18 protein-coding genes are annotated in these 16,575 nt (G+C 64.7%); 8 read left to right on the top strand and 10 right to left on the bottom strand.

The features are described from left to right. Window positions 1-23 precede the first annotated feature (23 nt). Entirely contained in the window at window positions 24-632 is a 609-nt protein-coding gene (locus tag SKP52_RS21030) for a hypothetical protein (RefSeq protein ID WP_148309201.1), read from the top strand. 36 nt (window positions 633-668) lie between these two features. On the opposite strand, the gene SKP52_RS21025 is transcribed toward SKP52_RS21030, so the two are convergent. Continuing rightward, window positions 669-1,754, bottom strand: coding sequence for an alkene reductase (locus tag SKP52_RS21025; RefSeq protein WP_039578411.1), 1,086 nt, complete (start codon window positions 1,752-1,754; stop codon window positions 669-671). A 113-nt stretch (window positions 1,755-1,867) separates the two neighbouring features. Between SKP52_RS21025 and SKP52_RS21020 the strand changes: the two genes are divergently transcribed. From SKP52_RS21020 to SKP52_RS20995, 6 genes are all read left to right on the top strand, one after another. Continuing rightward, the gene (locus tag SKP52_RS21020) at window positions 1,868-2,770 is read left to right on the top strand and encodes a DMT family transporter (protein WP_228383722.1); all 903 of its coding nucleotides are present in this window, start codon (window positions 1,868-1,870) and stop codon (window positions 2,768-2,770) included. Between the two features lie 4 nt (window positions 2,771-2,774). After that, window positions 2,775-3,440, top strand: a complete 666-nt coding sequence (locus SKP52_RS21015) for a COQ9 family protein (protein WP_039578408.1) — start codon at window positions 2,775-2,777, stop codon at window positions 3,438-3,440. A gap of 65 nt (window positions 3,441-3,505) precedes the next feature. Beyond that, the gene (locus tag SKP52_RS21010) at window positions 3,506-3,757 is read left to right on the top strand and encodes a FeoA family protein (protein WP_052208658.1); all 252 of its coding nucleotides are present in this window, start codon (window positions 3,506-3,508) and stop codon (window positions 3,755-3,757) included. After that, entirely contained in the window at window positions 3,754-5,613 is a 1,860-nt protein-coding gene (gene feoB / locus SKP52_RS21005; RefSeq protein WP_039578405.1) for a ferrous iron transporter B, read from the top strand. The genes SKP52_RS21010 and feoB overlap by 4 nt, the downstream gene beginning before the upstream one ends. A gap of 32 nt (window positions 5,614-5,645) precedes the next feature. Then, window positions 5,646-6,203: a single-stranded DNA-binding protein gene (ssb, locus tag SKP52_RS21000; RefSeq protein ID WP_039578402.1), complete on the top strand. Its 558-nt coding sequence runs from the start codon at window positions 5,646-5,648 to the stop codon at window positions 6,201-6,203. 17 nt (window positions 6,204-6,220) lie between these two features. Continuing rightward, the gene (locus SKP52_RS20995; RefSeq protein WP_039578399.1) at window positions 6,221-6,688 is read left to right on the top strand and encodes an MmcB family DNA repair protein; all 468 of its coding nucleotides are present in this window, start codon (window positions 6,221-6,223) and stop codon (window positions 6,686-6,688) included. Here the strand turns inward: SKP52_RS20995 and SKP52_RS20990 are convergent. The 5 genes from SKP52_RS20990 to SKP52_RS20970 all read right to left on the bottom strand — a co-directional run bounded on the left by SKP52_RS20990 (window position 6,685) and on the right by SKP52_RS20970 (window position 11,425). Continuing rightward, a complete protein-coding gene (locus tag SKP52_RS20990) occupies window positions 6,685-7,302 on the bottom strand; it encodes a riboflavin synthase (protein ID WP_039578397.1) in 618 nt (205 codons plus the stop codon). The two genes, SKP52_RS20995 and SKP52_RS20990, sit on opposite strands and share 4 nt — an antisense overlap. An 8-nt stretch (window positions 7,303-7,310) precedes the next feature. Continuing rightward, complete coding sequence (gene ribD, locus SKP52_RS20985) at window positions 7,311-8,255, bottom strand: bifunctional diaminohydroxyphosphoribosylaminopyrimidine deaminase/5-amino-6-(5-phosphoribosylamino)uracil reductase RibD (RefSeq protein ID WP_039581894.1); 945 nt, start codon at window positions 8,253-8,255, stop codon at window positions 7,311-7,313. Window positions 8,256-8,289: 34 nt separating this feature from the next. Beyond that, a complete protein-coding gene (locus tag SKP52_RS20980; protein ID WP_228383721.1) occupies window positions 8,290-8,751 on the bottom strand; it encodes a hypothetical protein in 462 nt (153 codons plus the stop codon). 378 nt (window positions 8,752-9,129) lie between these two features. Then, window positions 9,130-9,591 carry an acyl-CoA thioesterase gene (locus SKP52_RS20975; protein ID WP_052209016.1) on the bottom strand — a complete coding sequence of 154 codons (462 nt, stop codon included), beginning with the start codon at window positions 9,589-9,591 and terminating at the stop codon, window positions 9,130-9,132. Window positions 9,592-9,598: 7 nt separating this feature from the next. After that, window positions 9,599-11,425 carry an aminopeptidase P family protein gene (locus tag SKP52_RS20970; protein WP_039578390.1) on the bottom strand — a complete coding sequence of 609 codons (1,827 nt, stop codon included), beginning with the start codon at window positions 11,423-11,425 and terminating at the stop codon, window positions 9,599-9,601. 82 nt (window positions 11,426-11,507) lie between these two features. Here SKP52_RS20970 and SKP52_RS20965 point away from each other — a divergent pair, with 82 nt between their 5' ends. After that, window positions 11,508-13,655, top strand: a complete 2,148-nt coding sequence (locus SKP52_RS20965; RefSeq protein WP_081997463.1) for a S9 family peptidase — start codon at window positions 11,508-11,510, stop codon at window positions 13,653-13,655. A 106-nt stretch (window positions 13,656-13,761) separates the two neighbouring features. On the opposite strand, the gene SKP52_RS20960 is transcribed toward SKP52_RS20965, so the two are convergent. From SKP52_RS20960 to rpoN, 4 genes are all read right to left on the bottom strand, one after another. Continuing rightward, complete coding sequence (locus SKP52_RS20960; protein ID WP_039578387.1) at window positions 13,762-14,103, bottom strand: hypothetical protein; 342 nt, start codon at window positions 14,101-14,103, stop codon at window positions 13,762-13,764. Continuing rightward, window positions 14,100-14,714, bottom strand: coding sequence for an HAD family hydrolase (locus tag SKP52_RS20955; RefSeq protein WP_039578384.1), 615 nt, complete (start codon window positions 14,712-14,714; stop codon window positions 14,100-14,102). Before SKP52_RS20955 ends, SKP52_RS20960 begins: the two co-directional genes overlap by 4 nt. Before the next feature lie 93 nt (window positions 14,715-14,807). Further along, window positions 14,808-14,933 (bottom strand): type B 50S ribosomal protein L36, encoded by a 126-nt coding sequence (ykgO, locus tag SKP52_RS20950; RefSeq protein ID WP_003046794.1) that lies wholly within the window; start codon window positions 14,931-14,933, stop codon window positions 14,808-14,810. Between the two features lie 171 nt (window positions 14,934-15,104). Further along, entirely contained in the window at window positions 15,105-16,571 is a 1,467-nt protein-coding gene (gene rpoN, locus SKP52_RS20945) for an RNA polymerase factor sigma-54 (protein WP_039578380.1), read from the bottom strand. Between the last annotated feature and the right edge of the window lie 4 nt (window positions 16,572-16,575).

The raw sequence follows: 16,575 nt of genomic DNA, 5'->3' as shown, positions 1-16,575 counted from the left end.
TCGTCGAGCGCGGCGGGAGGCTGGTGGTCATTGACAAGGAAACCGGGCAGACGCCGCTGAGCGCCGCCGAGCGCATGGACCTTTACGATCGGAATCTTGGCGTCGAGGCTATCCGGCCCGCGAAGACGAGCGCCGCCCCCGATATGTCGACCGCGGCGCGCGCCGAATCGGGGTTGAGCGCGCGTCCCGCGCCCACGCAGCAGGTTGCCGCGTCCACCCCCGCGACAAACAGCGGCAGGGACCGCGGGGCGGGGGTGGTTGCCGAGCGCACCAAACAGCCATGGAAGAATCAGCAGCCGAACGATCGGCCCGCGCTGAAATCGAACCCCGATCCCGCGCGGATCGTGAGCCGCGCGGCGCCGCGTGCCGACGGCCGCAAGACGATCGTCACCGCCAAATGGTGGGATGCCAAGGGGCCACGCACCATCGAGCTGGGTCCCAAGGGTCAGCAAATATTGAGTAGCGGCTTCGTCACGCTGTTCTTTGCGCTTGTCGTCGCGGCAATCGTCGTGGGCTTTATCGAGCCCTTGCTGCTCTTCGCCGGCGCGTTCGTGCTGTTCCGCTTCGGCGGCAATTTCCTCGGCCCCATCGGAGCCGGCATCATCGATAAGGCGCTCGCCGAAAAGAGCTGATCCGGACGGCGCACGGCCGCCCGGATCTTCCATGCCTTATGCGTTCACCAGCGCAGGATAGTCGGTGTAGCCTTCCGCGCCCGGCGAATACCAAGTCTGCGGATTGTCGGCGGCCCACTCGGCGCCGCTCTTGATGCGTTCGACGAGATCGGGGTTGCCGATGAACGGGCGCCCGAAGGCGATCGCGTCGGCGCTGCCGTCTGCCAGCGCGGCTTCGGCCTTCGCGACGTCATAGTCGCTGTTGAGGATCAGCGGGCCCTTGAACGCCGCACGGATCGCGGGCGACTGCTTGGGCACATCGGTACGCCCGAAGGTGCCCTCGGGACCCGGCTCGCGCAATTCGAGGAAGGCGATGCCGAGCGCGTCCAGCGCCGCGGCGGCGGCCGGGAACAGCTTTTCGGGCGCGCTGTCGTCAACACCCTGCGTCTCGCCATTGGGCGACAGGCGCACCGCGACGCGGTCCTTGCCCCACACACCGATCAAGGATTCGGTGACTTCGCGCAGCAAGCGGATGCGATTTTCGACCGAACCACCATAATCATCGTCGCGCAGGTTCGACCCGTCGCGCAGAAACTGGTCGATCAGATAGCCGTTGGCGCCGTGCAGCTGGACCCCGTCGAAACCGGCCTTCTTCGCATTTTCGGCCGCTTTCACATAATCGGCGATGACGCGCGGGATTTCGTCGAGGCGCAGCGGGCGCGCTTCCTCGAGGTCCATGCGGCCGACCGGCGTATGTGCGCGGCCAGTGCCGGTCGTCGCCGACGCAGAAACCGGCGGCTTGCCATCGTTGAACACCGAATGGACAAGCCGGCCCATATGCCAGAGCTGCGCGACGATGCGGCCGCCGGCGGCGTGTACGGCATCGGTCACCGGCTTCCAGCCTTCGACCTGCGCTTCGGTCCACAGGCCCGGCGCGCTCGGCCAGCCAAGGCCTTCCTGCGAAATGCCGGTTGCTTCGGAAATGATCAGCCCGGCCGAAGCGCGTTGGCGATAATATTCCAGCGCAAGCTCGTTCGGGACAAAGCCTGGCCCGGCGCGGCCGCGCGTCAGCGGCGCCATGACAATGCGGTTGGGGGCGTCGATCGCGCCCAATTTGATCGGATCGAATAGTGATACGGCCATGGTTCCTCCACGTTTCACTTTCTTCGCGACGGCCCCATCGGTCGTCGCTATGGCCCGCGAAGCTATGGACGCAGCGGTGCCGGCACAATGGTACGTAGCAAAAGAAAATCTAAATGACAGCGAAGATGGATAGTATCGACGAGGTATCGACCGCGGCCAATCGCTGGGCATTCGCCGCGCTGATCGGCGGCAATGTTGCGCTCTCGCTCGGCGCAATGCTCGTCCGCATGGCCGATACGGGTCCGACCGCCTCGGCTTTCTGGCGGATGACGCTCGCGCTGCCGTTGCTGCTGATCTTCGCGTGGCGTGAAACCGGCGGACGGGCGCCACCGCGCCCCGCGGTGCTGGTCGCCGCAATGGCGGGCATCTTCTTTGCGCTCGACCTCGCCGCCTGGCATTTCGGCATCCTCCAGACCAAGGTCGCCAACGCGACGCTGTTCGGCAATTGCGCCAGCCTGCTGCTCGTCATCTGGGGGGTTATCCTGGCACGCCGGTTGCCGCGCGGATGGCAGGCGGCGGCCATATGGCTCGCCTTCGCCGGATCGGCGCTGCTCATGGGGCAGAGCTATGAATTGTCGCCCGACTACCTCGTCGGCGACCTGTTCAGCCTGTTCGCGGGGGTGCTCTATACAGGCTATGTCATCCTGATGCAGCGCGTCCGCGGCACGCTCGCGCCATGGACCGCGCTTGCCATCGCCTCAACGGTCTGCGTTCCCATCCTGCTCGGCGCCGCGCTGGCGCTGGGCGAAACGATAATGCCGCAAAACTGGACCCCGCTGATCCTGCTCGCGCTGACCAGCCAGATCGTCGGGCAGGGGCTGATGATCTGGTCGCTGCCGCGCTTCTCGCCGCTGGTGATCGGGCTGACCCTGCTGGTCCAGCCTGCGGTCGCCGCGCTCAGCGGCTGGATCGGGTTCGGCGAGACGCTTTCCGCCATCGATATTTTCGGCGGGATGATGGTCGGCGCGGCGCTGGTGCTGATCCGGTTGCCGAACCGCGCGGCGCGGCCTATCTGACATTATGGCTTCAATCCTTCCCGCCGACCCGACCCTCGACGAGATTCGCGCTGCGCTGGCGCCGCTGATCGCCGCCTCGGCGGCGTTCGACGGCTTTGGCGACGCCGCGCTCGACGACGCCGCGGCGCGCGTCGGCGTCGATGCAGACGTCGCGCGGCTCGCCTTTCCCGGCGGCGGGCGCGACATGATCGACGCCTGGTTCGCCGACATCGACGCGGCGATGGAAGCGCGCTGGCCCGCCGAAAAACTCGCCGCGCTCAAGATTCGTGAACGCATCACGACGCTGGTCGAGACGCGCATCGATCTGCTCGCGCCGAACCGCGAATCGCTGCGCCGCGCGCTCGCGTTGCTCGCGCTCCCGACCAACGCGCCGCACGCCGCCAAACTCGGCTGGCGCGCCGCCGATCATATGTGGCGGCTCGCAGGCGACACCGCGACCGATTATAATCATTACAGCAAGCGCGTAATCCTTGGCGCCGTCTATGGCTCGACGATGGCGGTGTTCCTGACCGACGAAAGCGAGGGTTTCGCCGATACGCGCGCCTTCCTCGCGCGCCGGATCGACCAGGTGATGCGCTTCGAAAGCTGGAAACATCGCCGCGCGTCGCGCAGCATCGAACGCCCCAGCCTTGCGCGCTTCGTCGGGCGGCTACGCTATCCGGGGCGCTGAGCGGCGCGAAGCCGATTGTATCTAAAGACTGGCGCTCGCCCGCTGTTATTGATAATCGCTAGCAAATGATAGCTTTGCTCGACAAGGCGCCATTGGGCGTCGCGGTGCGGATCGCCCGTATCAACTGGAATGCCATGTCCGACGACGAAGGCCGGCGCCTGCGCGAATTCGGCCTAATGGAGGGGTGCGAGATCATGCCGCTTCATCGCGGCAGCATTTTTTCGCGCGATCCGCTGGCGCTGACGATCGGCCGCATGAAGGTGATCATCCGCAGCAACCAGGCCGCGGCGATCGAAATCGAGGCGATTACCGCATGACCGCCGCCATTCCCTCGATCGCGCTCGTCGGCAATCCCAATGCCGGCAAATCGAGCCTGTTCAACGCGCTGACCGGCGCGCGGCAAAAAATCGCCAATTATCCCGGCGTCACCGTTGAACGGAAGGCGGGGCATGCGAGCTTCGCCGATGGCCGACCGATCTCGCTGATCGACCTGCCCGGCACCTACAGCCTGACCCCCGCGAGCCTCGACGAGGCGGTGACGCGCGACGTGATCCTCGGCAAACAGACGGGCGAGACGCGCCCCGACGCGCTGATTATCGTCGTCGATGCCGCAAACCTCGACAATCATCTTTGTTTCGCGCTCGAACTGCTGGCGCTCGGTTTGCCGACGGTGGTCGCGCTCAACATGCTCGACCTCGCCACACGCGACGGGCTGACGCTCGACGCCGAACGCCTGTCGAAAGAACTGGGCGTGCCGGTGGTGCCGACGGTGGCGGTGCGCAAGCGCGGGCTCAGCGAACTGCTTGCCGCAGTCGACGGCGCGATCCAGTCGCACCAGCCGCGCGCCGCTGTCGCCGCGCCCGCCAACGACGTCTCGCTACATGAGCGCGCCCGCACGATCGCGCGCGTCGCGACGGTCGACGAAACCCCCGTGCGCCGCTGGACCCAGCGCGTTGACAATGTCCTGCTCCACCCGGTCGGCGGCCTGATCATTCTCGTCGCGTTGATGTTCGTGATGTTCCAGGCGGTCTTTTCGTGGGCGACGCCGTTCGCCGACGCGCTCGAAGGCGTGATCGGCGTAATCCAGACATGGGTCGTCGGCACCTTCCCCGACAATTTCCTGCGCGGGCTGGTAGTCGAGGGGCTGCTCGCGGGCGTCGGCGCGGTCGTCGTCTTCCTGCCGCAGATCCTGATCCTCTTCCTCTTCATCCTGCTACTCGAGGCGTCGGGCTATATGACGCGTGCGGCCTTTCTGATGGACGGGCTGATGGGCAAGGTTGGCCTCTCGGGGCGCGGCTTCATCCCGCTGCTGTCGAGTTTCGCCTGCGCTGTCCCCGGCATTATGGCGACGCGCTCGATCCCCGACGAAAAGGACCGGCTGACGACGATCCTGATCGCGCCGCTGATGACCTGTTCGGCGCGCATGCCCGTCTATACGCTGATCATCGGCGCCTTCATCCCGGCGCAAAATGTCGGCGGGACGCCGATCGGGCTCCAGGGACTCGTGCTGTTCGGATTGTTCATCAGCGGCATCGTCGGCGCGTTGCTTGTCGCCTATGCGCTCCGCCGATCGGTGACCAAGGGCAATGCCACAGGCTTCATGATGGAAATGCCGCGTTATCAGTGGCCGCGGCTGAACGATATCGCGATCGCGCTGTGGCAGCGCGGGTGGATTTTCCTCCGCCGCGCCGGCACGATCATCGCCGCGACGACGGTCGTCCTATGGCTGCTGCTGACCTTTCCGCAGGCACCCGCTGGCCAGAGCCAGGTCGAATATAGCGCCGGCGGCCGGATCGCGAGCGCGCTCGAGGTGGTCGTCAAGCCGATCGGTTTCAACCACGACATCGCGCTTGCGCTGATCCCCGCGATGGCGGCGCGCGAGGTTGCGGTGTCGGCGATGGCGACCGCGAACGCAATCGACGCGGAGGGCGACGAGGATGCGATGGCCGAGGCGCTCGGAGACCGCATTGCTGGCCGTTGGAGCATCGCGACCGCGCTCGCCTTCCTCGCCTGGTTCGTCTTTGCCCCGCAGTGCATTTCGACGATCGCGATCACGCGGCGCGAGACCAATGGATGGAAATGGCCGATGTTCATGGTTGGCTATTTGTTCTTGCTCGCCTATGCCGCTGCCGGAATCACTTACTGGACAGCCGTCGCCTTTGGACTAGGCTGATCCTTCCCATTTTCTAGCGGAGCGGAGCGGCAATGGCTGGCAGCGTCAACAAGGTAATTTTGATCGGCAACCTTGGTGCCGACCCCGAGATCAAGTCGTTCCAGAACGGCGGCAAGATCGCCAATATCCGCATCGCGACCTCCGAACAGTGGAAGGACCGGATGACCGGCGAGCGCAAGGAGCGCACCGAGTGGCACAATGTCGTCATCAACGGCGACGGGCTGGTCGGTGTGGTCGAGCGTTACCTGAAAAAGGGCTCGAAGGTTTATATCGAAGGCAGCCTGCGCACCCGCAAATGGCAGGACCGGGACGGCAACGATAAATATACGACCGAAGTGGTGATCGCGGGCATGGGCGGCACGCTGACCATGCTCGACGGCGCGCCGGGCGGCGGCGGCGGTGGGTCGCGCGGCGGCGGCGGTGACGAGTGGAGCGGCGCTTCGTCGGGCGGTGGCTCAGGCGGCGGCTGGAATCAGGGCGGCGGTGCGTCGGGTGGATCGTCCAGCGGGTCTGGCGGCTTCGGCGGCGGTTCGGGCGGCGGCGGGCGTCCGCCCTTCGACGACGATCTGGACGACGACGTTCCGTTCTGAGGACGGGTCTTTAGACGATGACCGACCCGATCACCGCCGCGGATGTCGCGCGCGGCGTGTGCCGGCTGTTCGCGCAGGCGGGGCTGGTCGCGATACCTGAGGTGCCGCTGCCCAACGGGCGGCGCACCGACCTCACCGCGATCGACGCCAAGGGCCAGATCATAATCGTCGAGATCAAGGTCAGCCGCGCCGACCTCCACGGCGACGGCAAATGGCCCGACTATTGCGACTGGTGCGACCGTTTCTATTGGGCGCTCGCGTCGGGGCTCGACCCCGCGATCCTCGAGACCGAGGGCTATCGTCCCGAATCATCGGGGCTGATCGTCGCCGACCGATATGGCGCGACGGTCGTGCGCGAAGCCGCGAGCTGCAACCTCGCCCCCGCGCGGCGCAAGGCCGAACTGCTGCGGATCGGGCGGCTCGCGATGCGGCGGTCGATGGTGGCGGCGGATCCTGAACTCGCCGCGGGCTGGCTGGAAGGTTAGGCGCCGCGCGCCTGCATCCGCGCCAGATAACGCGCGAGTATATCGATCTCGAGATTGACCGGGCGTCCCGCCGCGGCTTCGTTCAGCGTCGTCATTTCCTGCGTATGCGGGATGATGTTGAGCGTGAAATGCGCCTCGCCGTCCGGCTGGTCGGTCACGTCGTTGACGGTCAGCGATACGCCGTCGACGGTGATCGATCCTTTAGCGGCGATATGCGGGGCAAGCGATGCGGGCGCAGCAACTGTGACGGTGACGCTGTCGCCCACCGGCTCGACCGACACGATGCGGCCGATGTCGTCGACATGCCCGGTGACGATATGCCCGCCAAGCTCGTCGCCGATCTTGAGCGCGCGTTCGAGGTTCAGGCGGCGCCCCTGATCCCACATCCCCGGCGCAGTGCGCGCGAGCGTTTCGGCGCTGGCGTCGATCGCAAACCAGTGACCGTCAGCGTCGGCGCCCTTGTCGACGACGGTCAGGCACGCGCCCGAACAGGCGATCGAGGCACCGAGGTCGATCGTGGCGGTGTCATAGGCGGTGTCGATGACGAGCCGCGTGTCGCCGCGATCTTCGCGCGAACGAACGGTGCCGATGTCGGTGATGATGCCAGTGAACATGGGGTCGATTATCCTTCTCTGGCGCGCTCGTAGACGTCGAGCCGGTCGCTGCCAAGCATCCGGCTGTCGGAAAGACGCCAGCGGCCATGCGCGTCGGCCAGATCGGCCAGCCCAATGTCGGCAAGCGCCGGTTTGCCTCTGCCGATCAGGATCGGCGCGCGGTAGAGCAGGAGCCGATCGACGCGGTCGGCGGCAAGAAAAGCCGAGGCCGCCCCGGCGCCGCCCTCAACCAGGACCGAATCGACGTCGTCGATCGCTTGCGGAGAGGCGATAGCGGTCCATCCCTCGGGCGCCTCGCCGGTGGTGAGCAGCAGCTTTTTGGGGCTGCGGTCCTCGAGCCCCGAAAGCCGCACGTCGAGTCGCGGCGCGTCGGCCGCGAGCGTCCCGCGTCCGACGAGGATCGCCTGATGGCTTGCGCGCTCCAGATGGCCGTGCGCCCGGGCGCGGTCGCCGGTGATCCAGCGGCTCGATCCGTCGGCGCGGGCGATACAGCCGTCGAGCGACGTCGCGAGCTTGAGCGTCACGAACGGCCGCCCTTCGGTGTGCCGCGTCCACCACGGCGCCATCACGGCGCGCGCTTCGGCGGGAAGCATATTGAAGACGACCTCGATCCCGGCCGCTTGCAGCCGCGCGATGCCGTTGCCGTCGGTGCGCGGGTCGGGATCCTGCGCAGCGATCACGACACGCGCGATGCCTGCGGCAATGAGCGAATCGCTGCACGCCGGACCGCGCGGGCTGGCATGGGCGCACGGCTCAAGGCTGACATAGGCGGTCGCACCGCGCGCCGCATCACCCGCAACTCCCAGCGCCATCGCCTCGGCGTGCGGGCGCCCACCGGGCTGAGTCCAGCCGCGTGCAACAACCTTGCCCTCTTTAACGATCAGGCAGCCGACATTGGGATTGGGCGCCGACACAGGGCGACCGCGCCGCGACAGCGCAATGGCGACCGCCATCCAGTCGGCATCGGCGGGGCCGCGCTGCATATGGTCAGTCGGCAGCTTTGGGCTGCGCTGTGCGCGCGGCGCGTTCGGCGAGCGTCGAGCGTATCTGCACCGGCGCGGGCTTCTTCTTCGCTGCGGCCGCCGCCTCTTCGCCCAGCGTCTCGCGCGTCACCTTGTCGGCCTCGGCCGAATCATATTCGATGCCGAGGCTATCGGCGAAGCGCTGATATTGGGCGCGCTTTTCGGCATTGTGCAGCGTCGTTTCCTTGGCGCGCGCGACCCAGTCGGCGCGGATCTCGGCCGCGCTGCGGTTCGCGGTCCAATTTTCGAAATAGATGATCTGCTCCTTGGGCTTTTCATAAGGGATCAGATATTTCTCGACCCCGGTGAAAATCAGCCAGGTCAGCGCCAGTGCGACGCCCCACACCGCCCAGCGATGCGGGCGGGGTTCGCGGACATAGGCCCAGAAATCGGACAGGCCGCCGCCGACATCCATTTTATTGAACATTCCCATCCACCCAATTTAGGCGATGTCGCGACAATTTGCGAGGGGGCGCGAAACCGCAGGTGATTGCGCCAAATGACAGCTGAGAACGTTCTCGATTGCAAAAAATGCAATAGCAGATGTTCATTTCGCAGTTGCAGCAATCATTGTGCAGTGCAATAACAAACTCGCCTTTTAGGCATCCTCTCCCAAAACTTTCACGGGCCACCCTCGGGTGGCCCTTTTTTTCGACCTTTTTGGTTGAGAGGCGTTTTTCGCTCGGTTTCTGCACCGGCCGCTCCCCCACCCGGCCTCCCCACAGAGTATCCTGAAATGGGAGGCCGGGTGGGGGAGCGGGCCGGTGCCGCGCGTTTCCGTGCATCGGAAACAGGGATCAAATCATCAATCCTGCAGCGGCAGCCGCTTTTCGAATCGACGCACCTCGGCAATGAAGCTGCCCGGCAGCGGCGTCGCGCCGCCGCTGTCGAGGTCGATATGAGCGTAGCTGATCTCGATATCGGTCAATCGCTCGCTATCGCGAAAGATCGCGCAATGGACAGTAAAGCTCGTCCGGCCGAAACGGCTGACCCGCGAGGCGATGGTTATCCGTTCGTCGAGCCGCGCCGAGCCATGATAATCGATTTCGACATGCACTTCGCGAATGTCTGTACCATATTGGTGAAAATACGGGCCGGGCTGCCCCTCGCCGAGCGCGCGGAAATACTCGGTCACCCCGATATCGGCGTAGACGAGATAATTGCCGTTGAAGACGATATTCTGTCCGTCGATCTCGTTGAAACGCACGCGCACCGCCTCGTGAACGCGAAAATCGTCCAGCGAAACGTCCCAATTGCTGCGATCCATCGCCGGATCAGGCCGCAAGCGCCGCGGGGGCGCGGTCGAGCGGCGCGCACGCCGCTTCGAGCCAAGCGCGGTCGTCACCCCTCATTGCGGGCGCCAGCTTTTCGAACACCGCGGCATGATAGGCGTCGAACCAGTCGGCCTCAGCGGGCGAGAGCAAAGCGACCTCGACGAGATTCTGCGCGATCGGGGCAAAGGTGATCGTCTCGAACCCCAGCATATCCTCTTCGGCGCCGTCGATGCTTTGCGGAACGACGATGACGAGATTTTCGATGCGGATGCCGAAGGCGCCCGCCTTATAATAGCCGGGCTCGTTCGAGAGGATCATGCCCGCGTGCAGCGGCTCCTCGGTCCCCGCCTGCCCGCCCGCGGGTTTGGCGATACGCTGCGGCCCCTCATGAACCGCGAGATAGGTGCCGACGCCGTGCCCGGTGCCATGCGCATAATCGACGCCATCGGCCCAAAGATATTGGCGCGCCAGAATGTCGAGCTGGCTGCCGCGCGTCCCCTTCGGGAAGCGCGCGGTCGCGAGCGCGATATGCCCCTTGAGCACCTGCGTAAAGCGGCGCCGCATTTCGGCGGTGGGCGTGCCGATGGCAATCGTGCGCGTGATGTCGGTCGTGCCGTCGGCATATTGCCCGCCCGAATCGACGAGATAGAGCGTGCCGGTCTCGATCGCGCGGTTGGTAGTCTCATCGACCTTATAATGCGGCAGCGCCCCATTAGGGCCGGCGGCCGAGATGGTGTCGAAGCTCAAATCGACGAGCGCGCCGTTCTGGTCGCGAAATTCGCGTAGCTTCGCCGCCGCGCCAAGTTCGTCGAGGCCCCCTTGCGGAGCAACATCCTCCATCCATTGCAGGAAGCGCGCGACCGCGACGCCGTCGCGGACATGCGCGGCGCGGGTGCCATTGAGTTCGGTGTCGTTCTTGATCGCCTTGGGCAGCACCGCGGGGTCGCGGTGGCGTTCGATCTTTGCGCCGGCGGCTTCGAGCGCGGTGAAAATCGCCGCGACGGCGCGGTCGGGATCGACCGCGACCTTCTTGTCCTTGAGGTCGGCCAGCGCGGCCTCGAATGCATCGCGGTCGTGGATTCGCACGCTGTTGCCGAGATGCGCACGTACCGCATCGGTGATCTTTTCGGGCGCGATGAACAGGTCGGCGGTCGCGTCCGAGTGGAGCAATGCGAAAGCGAGCCCGACGGGCGTGTGGCTGACGTCCGACCCACGAATGTTGAAGGTCCAGGCGACCGAATCGAGCGCGGTCATCACCGTGGTGTCGAGACCCTTGGCCTTGAGCCAATCGGCGATCACCGCGCGCTTGTCCGTCGCCGCCTGCCCCGCGAGCTTCGTGTCATAGACAGTCACCACGGCCGGGCTCGGCGCCGGCTGGTCGTCCCATGCCGCGTCGATCGGGTTGACGTCGACCGCGACGAGCTGCGCGCCCTTGTCCGCCAATGCCTTGCCCAGCCCGCGTGCCCAGTCGATGCCGTGGAGCCAGGGATCGAAGCCGATCTTCTGCCCCGCGATGACGTTGGCGCCAAGCCATTCGGCAACGCTCGACTGCGGCACCCCGACATAGTCGAACAGCGTGCCATCGACCTGATCGCGGACCTGCACCGTATAGCGGCCGTCGACGAACACCGCGGCCTTCGCCGGCAGCACCGCAGCGGTCCCAGCCGAGCCGCCGAAGCCCGTCAGCCACGCCATGCGCTGCGCATAGTCGCCGACATATTCGCTCATATGTTCGTCGCTGATCGGCACGACAAAGCCGTCGAGGCCGCGCGCGGCGAGGGCGGCGCGGACGCGGGCGAGGCGCTCTGCATGGACGGGGCTGGACATGACGCGTTCCTTATTCCTACATCGCGGCAATTCCGCCCATAGGGGCGACACCGCGGGGGCTTTTGTGATGCGCGCTATTTGGATGTTTCTGGCGGCAATTGCCACCCCACTTGTCGCATCGTCTACCCTGTTCGCCCAAGAGAAAGATGCCGCATTGACCAATAGCACCCCTGCCCTGCCCGCCGCCCCGGTCGCCGAGAAGCGCCCGCACGAGACGATGCTGCACGGCAAAAAGCTCTCCGACCCATACCACTGGCTGAAGGACGAGAGCTATCCGACGATCGATGACAAGGATGTGCTCGACTATGTGAAGGCCGAAAACGCCTATTTCGATGCCGTGATGAAACCGCACGCGGCGCTCGTCGAAACCTTGTTCCAGGAAATGAAGGGCCGGATCAAGGAAGCCGATTCGAGCGTGCCGCAGAAGGACGGCGATTGGGTCTATTGGGTCGAATATGAGGAAGGCGCCGAATATAAGAAATGGTATCGGCGGCCGGTTACCGGCGGCAGCGCGGTCCTGATCCTCGACGAAGTCGCGATGGCGAAGGACAAGGATTATTTCCGCCTTGCCGAACTGTCGATCAGCCCGAACGGCAAGCTGATGGCCTATTCGTTCGACGATAATGGTTCCGAGCGGTTCGAGGTGCGTATCCGCAACCTCGATACCGGTGAAATGCTGCCCGACGTCATCCCCGGCACGCTGTCGTCGCTCGTGTGGACGGCACAGAACGATGCGATCCTCTATGGCCTCGCCAACGAGAATTGGCGCACCGACAATGTCCGCCTGCACAAGCTTGGCACCCCGCTGACCGCCGACAAATTGCTCTACAAGGAAGCCGACATCGGTTTCGGGGTGGGGATCGGAAAGACCGCCGCCGACAATTATATCGTGATCGCGACGGGCGATAATGAGACGAGCGAGGTCTATCTGCTCCCCGCCGACAATCCCGAGGCGAAGATGCAGCTCGTTTCGGCGCGCAAGAAGGGCCGCGAGTACAGCGTCGATGAGCGCGACGGGACGCTTTACGTCTATACCAATGACGAACATCCCAATTTCCGCATCGCCACCGCGAGTGTGAAGACGCCGGGCGAGTGGACGACGCTGATCCCCGGGTCGGATTCGAGCTACATTACTGGCCTCTCGGTCTTCCGCGACTTTTTCGTGATCGAAGCGCGCGAGAAGGGCGTCGACCAGGTCGATATCCGCAAATATGACGCGCCGCTGACCCCCGGCCGGATCCAGTTCCCCGAAGCCACTTATGTGGCGGGGCTCGGCGACAATCCCGAATATCATCAGGACAAGCTGCGGCTCGACTATGAGTCGATGGTCACGCCCGACACGGTGTTCGATTACGACCTCGCGAGCGGCAAGCTCGAAACGCTGAAGGTGCAGGAAATTCCTTCCGGTTATAATCATGATGATTATATAACCGAATTGGTGAACATGCCGTCGCGCGACGGCACGCCCGTTCCGGTATCGCTCGTCTACAAGAAGGGCACCCCACGCGACGGTAGCGCGCCGATGCACCTCTATGTCTATGGCAGCTATGGCTACCGCGTGCCGCCGGGCTTCTCGACGACGCGTTTGAGCCTCGTCGACCGCGGCATGATCTACGCCATCGCGCATGTTCGTGGCGGCGACGACCTCGGCCGCGCCTGGTATCTCGCGGGCAAGACCACCGAACGCAAGAATACGTTCAACGACTTCATCGACGTCGCCAAGGGCCTGATCGCCGCCAAATATACGAGCGCGGGCAAGATTTCGATCGAGGGCCGCTCGGCGGGCGGGCAGGTGATGGGCGCGGTTTACAATCAGGCCCCCGAACTGTGGGGCGCGGTGCTCGCGGGGGTTCCCTTCGTCGACGTGATCAACACGATGGTCGACGAGACGCTACCGCTGACCCCCGGCGAATGGCCCGAATGGGGCAATCCGATCACTGACAAGGCCGCGTTCGATTATATGCTGAGCTACAGCCCCTATGACAATGTGACGGCAAAGGCCTATCCGCCGATGCTGGTGTCGGCGGGACTCAACGACCCGCGCGTGACCTATTGGGAGCCCGCGAAGTGGGTCGCGAAGCTGCGCGCAACGCGAACCAACGACGCGACGCTACTCCTGCGCACCAATATGGGCGCGGGCCACGCCGGCAAGTCGGGCCGCTGGGGGGCGCTGCGCGAGGATGCCGAGGAATTTGCGTTCGTGCTGACCCAGCTGGGCGTCGAGAAGTAATCACAGACGTCGTCATTCCCGCGAAAGCAGGAACCCGGTTCAGACGGTTGCTCGCTGGGTTCCCGCTTTCGCGGGAATGACGATATTTTGGATGGCGGGTAAGCGCCTAGACGTCCTCACCCAGTCGCTCCAGCCATGCCTTCGCCTGCTTGGGTTCGCCCGGCGCGTTCGATGCCACGGGTCCGCGAGACGCCTCGAATTCTTCGTGCAACGCGAAAGGCTGCAAGCCCAGTTGATCGCGCACTTGATCGATTTCTCCGCCCCGGTCGCACAAGTCCGTAACGACGGGTTCCCATTTGGCGTGCGCCGCGCGATCCTTGGTGTGGCCAAACAAGCCCCATGAGCCGGAAGCAACCCGACGCAACGCGTCCAGCAACACATCCGCATATTCGGCTTCCAGCTCGACCCGACGGGCGTCGAGGCGTTCAAGACGATCCGCCCTGCTCATCGAGCCGGCAAATATCCGCGCGCGAGCAGTTCGGCCTCCAACGTCGCCGCATCCTTGAACCGATGGGCCGCGATGCCAACCGATTCGGCACCCGCCACATTCGCGGCATTGTCGTCGATGAAAAGCGCACTCGCGGGGTCGATGCCGAATCGCTCGATGGCGAGATGGTAGATTGCGGGATCGGGCTTCATCAATTTTTCGGTCCCCGACACGACGATATCGCGAAAGAGATTGAAGATCGGCTGGGTCGGGCGGAAGCCTTCCCAGAATTCATGACCGAAATTGGTGATCGCGAAGAGCGGTACGCCCGCGGCGTCGAGGCGTTTGACGAGTTCGAGGCTGCCGGGCATGGGCGCGGGGATCGTCTCGTTAAAGCGCGTCGCATAGGCGTCGATCAGCATCGCATGATCGGGAAATTCGGCTTTCAGTTCGGGTAGCATCTCGGCCAGCGGGCGGCCTGCGTCGTGCTGGAAATGCCATTGCGGCGTGACGACGTTGGTGACGAACCATTCGAGCTCGTCTTTCTCGGCGATCAGCTTGGCGAAGAGATAGCGCAGGTCCCAGTCGAACAGGACGCGGCCGACGTCGAAGATCACGCTACGGCGAATCATGCGGCCTCCAGACACGCGAAAGCGCCGCCGGAAGCATCCGACGGCGTAACGCTTGCTCGCAAATGCGCGCGGGACATATGTCCCGACAGGGCTTTAGCCCTGGCGCGCCTTGAAGCGGCGGTTGGTCTTGTTGATCACATAGGTGCGGCCACGGCGGCGGATAACGCGGTTATCCCGGTGGCGGTCCTTCAGCGACTTCAGGCTGTTGCGAATCTTCATGATCTCTGTCCGTAAATCTTGGCGTATTGACGCGAAGCGGCGCAACTATGGGGAAGCGGGTAAAAAGTCAACCGGCTGCTGTCCTTATTTCGTCATCCCGGACTTGCTCCGGGATCCACGGGAACCGGGGCATCATGGGCCCCGGAGTAAGTCCGGGGTGACGAGCTAAGGTTACCCCGCCAACGCCTTTTGCCGCCGCCGTTGCACCGACGAGCCATAGCCCATTGCCTCACGGTATTTGACTACGGTGCGCCGCGCGATGTCGTGCCCCTCGGCCGAGAGTTTCTGCGCGATCGTTTCGTCGGAGAGAATCGCCTTGCCATCCTCCGCCTCGATCATCGCCTTGATCCGGCTCTTGATCGATTCGGACGACACCGCACCTTCGCCCTCGGTCGCCGAAATGCCGCTCGAGAAGAAATATTTGAGTTCGAACAATCCGCGCGCGCAGCTCAGATATTTGTTGCTCGTGACGCGGCTGACGGTCGATTCGTGCATGCCGATTTCCTCGGCGACCTGACGCAAGGTCAGCGGGCGCATATGCGCGACGCCGTGAAGGAAAAAGCCTTCCTGCTGCTTCACGATCGCGCTCGCGACCTTGACGATCGTGCGCTGGCGCTGGTCGAGTGCGCGGACGAGCCAGTTGGCCCCCGCAAGCTGCTCGGACAGCCATGCCTTGCTCTTCGCCGCCGCGCCCTGCGCGAGTTCGGTATAATAGCGGCGGTTGACGAGCAGCCGCGGCAGGGTGCCGCTGTTGATCTCGACCGACCAGCCCTTCGCTGTCTGGCGGATATACAGGTCGGGGACGACCGCCGGGGCGCCTTCGCTGCCGAATTTCAACCCGGGCTTCGGATCATAGCTGCGCAGTTCGCGAATCATGTCGGCAAGGTCTTCGTCATCGACCCCGCAGATGCGCTTCAGCTGCGGAAAGGCACCCTTGGCGACAAGATCGAGATGCGCGATCATCGTCGCCATCGCGGGATCGTAGCGATCGGCTTCGCGCGCCTGGATCGCGATACATTCGGCAAGGTCGCGCCCGCCGACGCCCGCCGGGTCGAAGCATTGGATGCCCGCCAGCACGTCTTCGAGCAAGGCGAGCGGGACGCCCAATTGCGCCGCGAGTTCGGCAAGGTCGGCGCGCAGATATCCCGTCTCGTCGATCAGCGAGACAAGCTGCCCCGCGACGATCGCCTCGATGCCGCTGAAGCGTTCGCCGACCTGAGCGAGTAGATGGTCGTGGAGCGTGCCCTCTTGCTCGGCGAAGCTGTCGAAATCGATATCCTCACCCGATCCCGACAGCCCGACATTGTCGCTCGCGCTGTCGTGGTGAAAGCTGTCGGCGGCGAGGTCGACGTCGAGATCGTTCGCGCTGCCGCCGTCGGCTGCCAGCGCCTGATCGGCGTCGAGCGACGCGGCTTCGGTGGTCGGCGCGTCGCCGCCGGGCGTATATTCGGGATCGCCCGCGCTCCCGTCACTGTCCGCCGACGCGGCATCGAGCAGCGGATTGCCTTCGAGCGCCTCGGCCAGATAGGCCTCGAGTTCGAGGTTCGACAACGCTAGCAGCTTGATCGCTTGCTGCAGCTGCGGCGTCATCACCAGCGATTGCGACTGGCGGAGATCGAGGCGCGGACCCAACGCCATCAGT

The organism is Sphingopyxis fribergensis, assembly GCF_000803645.1.
In the GTDB taxonomy this organism is placed as follows: domain Bacteria; phylum Pseudomonadota; class Alphaproteobacteria; order Sphingomonadales; family Sphingomonadaceae; genus Sphingopyxis; species Sphingopyxis fribergensis.
The sequence above is the reverse complement of the archived record's forward strand: the minus strand, read 5'-3'. Positions and strand labels throughout refer to the sequence as shown.

Excerpts from the sequence above, each read along its gene's own strand:
- SKP52_RS20995 (WP_039578399.1), top strand. The coding sequence starts at position 6,221 with ATGACCGACCCGATCACCGCCGCGGATGTCGCGCGCGGCGTGTGCCGG.
- ssb (WP_039578402.1), top strand. The coding sequence starts at position 5,646 with ATGGCTGGCAGCGTCAACAAGGTAATTTTGATCGGCAACCTTGGTGCC.
- SKP52_RS21025 (WP_039578411.1), bottom strand. The coding sequence starts at position 1,754 with ATGGCCGTATCACTATTCGATCCGATCAAATTGGGCGCGATCGACGCC.
- SKP52_RS20965 (WP_081997463.1), top strand. The coding sequence starts at position 11,508 with ATGTTTCTGGCGGCAATTGCCACCCCACTTGTCGCATCGTCTACCCTG.
- feoB (WP_039578405.1), top strand. The coding sequence starts at position 3,754 with ATGACCGCCGCCATTCCCTCGATCGCGCTCGTCGGCAATCCCAATGCC.
- SKP52_RS21010 (WP_052208658.1), top strand. The coding sequence starts at position 3,506 with ATGATAGCTTTGCTCGACAAGGCGCCATTGGGCGTCGCGGTGCGGATC.
- SKP52_RS20970 (WP_039578390.1), bottom strand. The coding sequence starts at position 11,425 with ATGTCCAGCCCCGTCCATGCAGAGCGCCTCGCCCGCGTCCGCGCCGCC.
- ribD (WP_039581894.1), bottom strand. The coding sequence starts at position 8,255 with ATGGCGGTCGCCATTGCGCTGTCGCGGCGCGGTCGCCCTGTGTCGGCG.
- ykgO (WP_003046794.1), bottom strand. The coding sequence starts at position 14,933 with ATGAAGATTCGCAACAGCCTGAAGTCGCTGAAGGACCGCCACCGGGAT.
- SKP52_RS20955 (WP_039578384.1), bottom strand. The coding sequence starts at position 14,714 with ATGATTCGCCGTAGCGTGATCTTCGACGTCGGCCGCGTCCTGTTCGAC.
- SKP52_RS20990 (WP_039578397.1), bottom strand. The coding sequence starts at position 7,302 with ATGTTCACTGGCATCATCACCGACATCGGCACCGTTCGTTCGCGCGAA.
- rpoN (WP_039578380.1), bottom strand. The coding sequence starts at position 16,571 with ATGGCGTTGGGTCCGCGCCTCGATCTCCGCCAGTCGCAATCGCTGGTG.
- SKP52_RS21020 (WP_228383722.1), top strand. The coding sequence starts at position 1,868 with ATGACAGCGAAGATGGATAGTATCGACGAGGTATCGACCGCGGCCAAT.
- SKP52_RS21015 (WP_039578408.1), top strand. The coding sequence starts at position 2,775 with ATGGCTTCAATCCTTCCCGCCGACCCGACCCTCGACGAGATTCGCGCT.
- SKP52_RS20980 (WP_228383721.1), bottom strand. The coding sequence starts at position 8,751 with ATGTTCAATAAAATGGATGTCGGCGGCGGCCTGTCCGATTTCTGGGCC.
- SKP52_RS20960 (WP_039578387.1), bottom strand. The coding sequence starts at position 14,103 with ATGAGCAGGGCGGATCGTCTTGAACGCCTCGACGCCCGTCGGGTCGAG.
- SKP52_RS20975 (WP_052209016.1), bottom strand. The coding sequence starts at position 9,591 with ATGGATCGCAGCAATTGGGACGTTTCGCTGGACGATTTTCGCGTTCAC.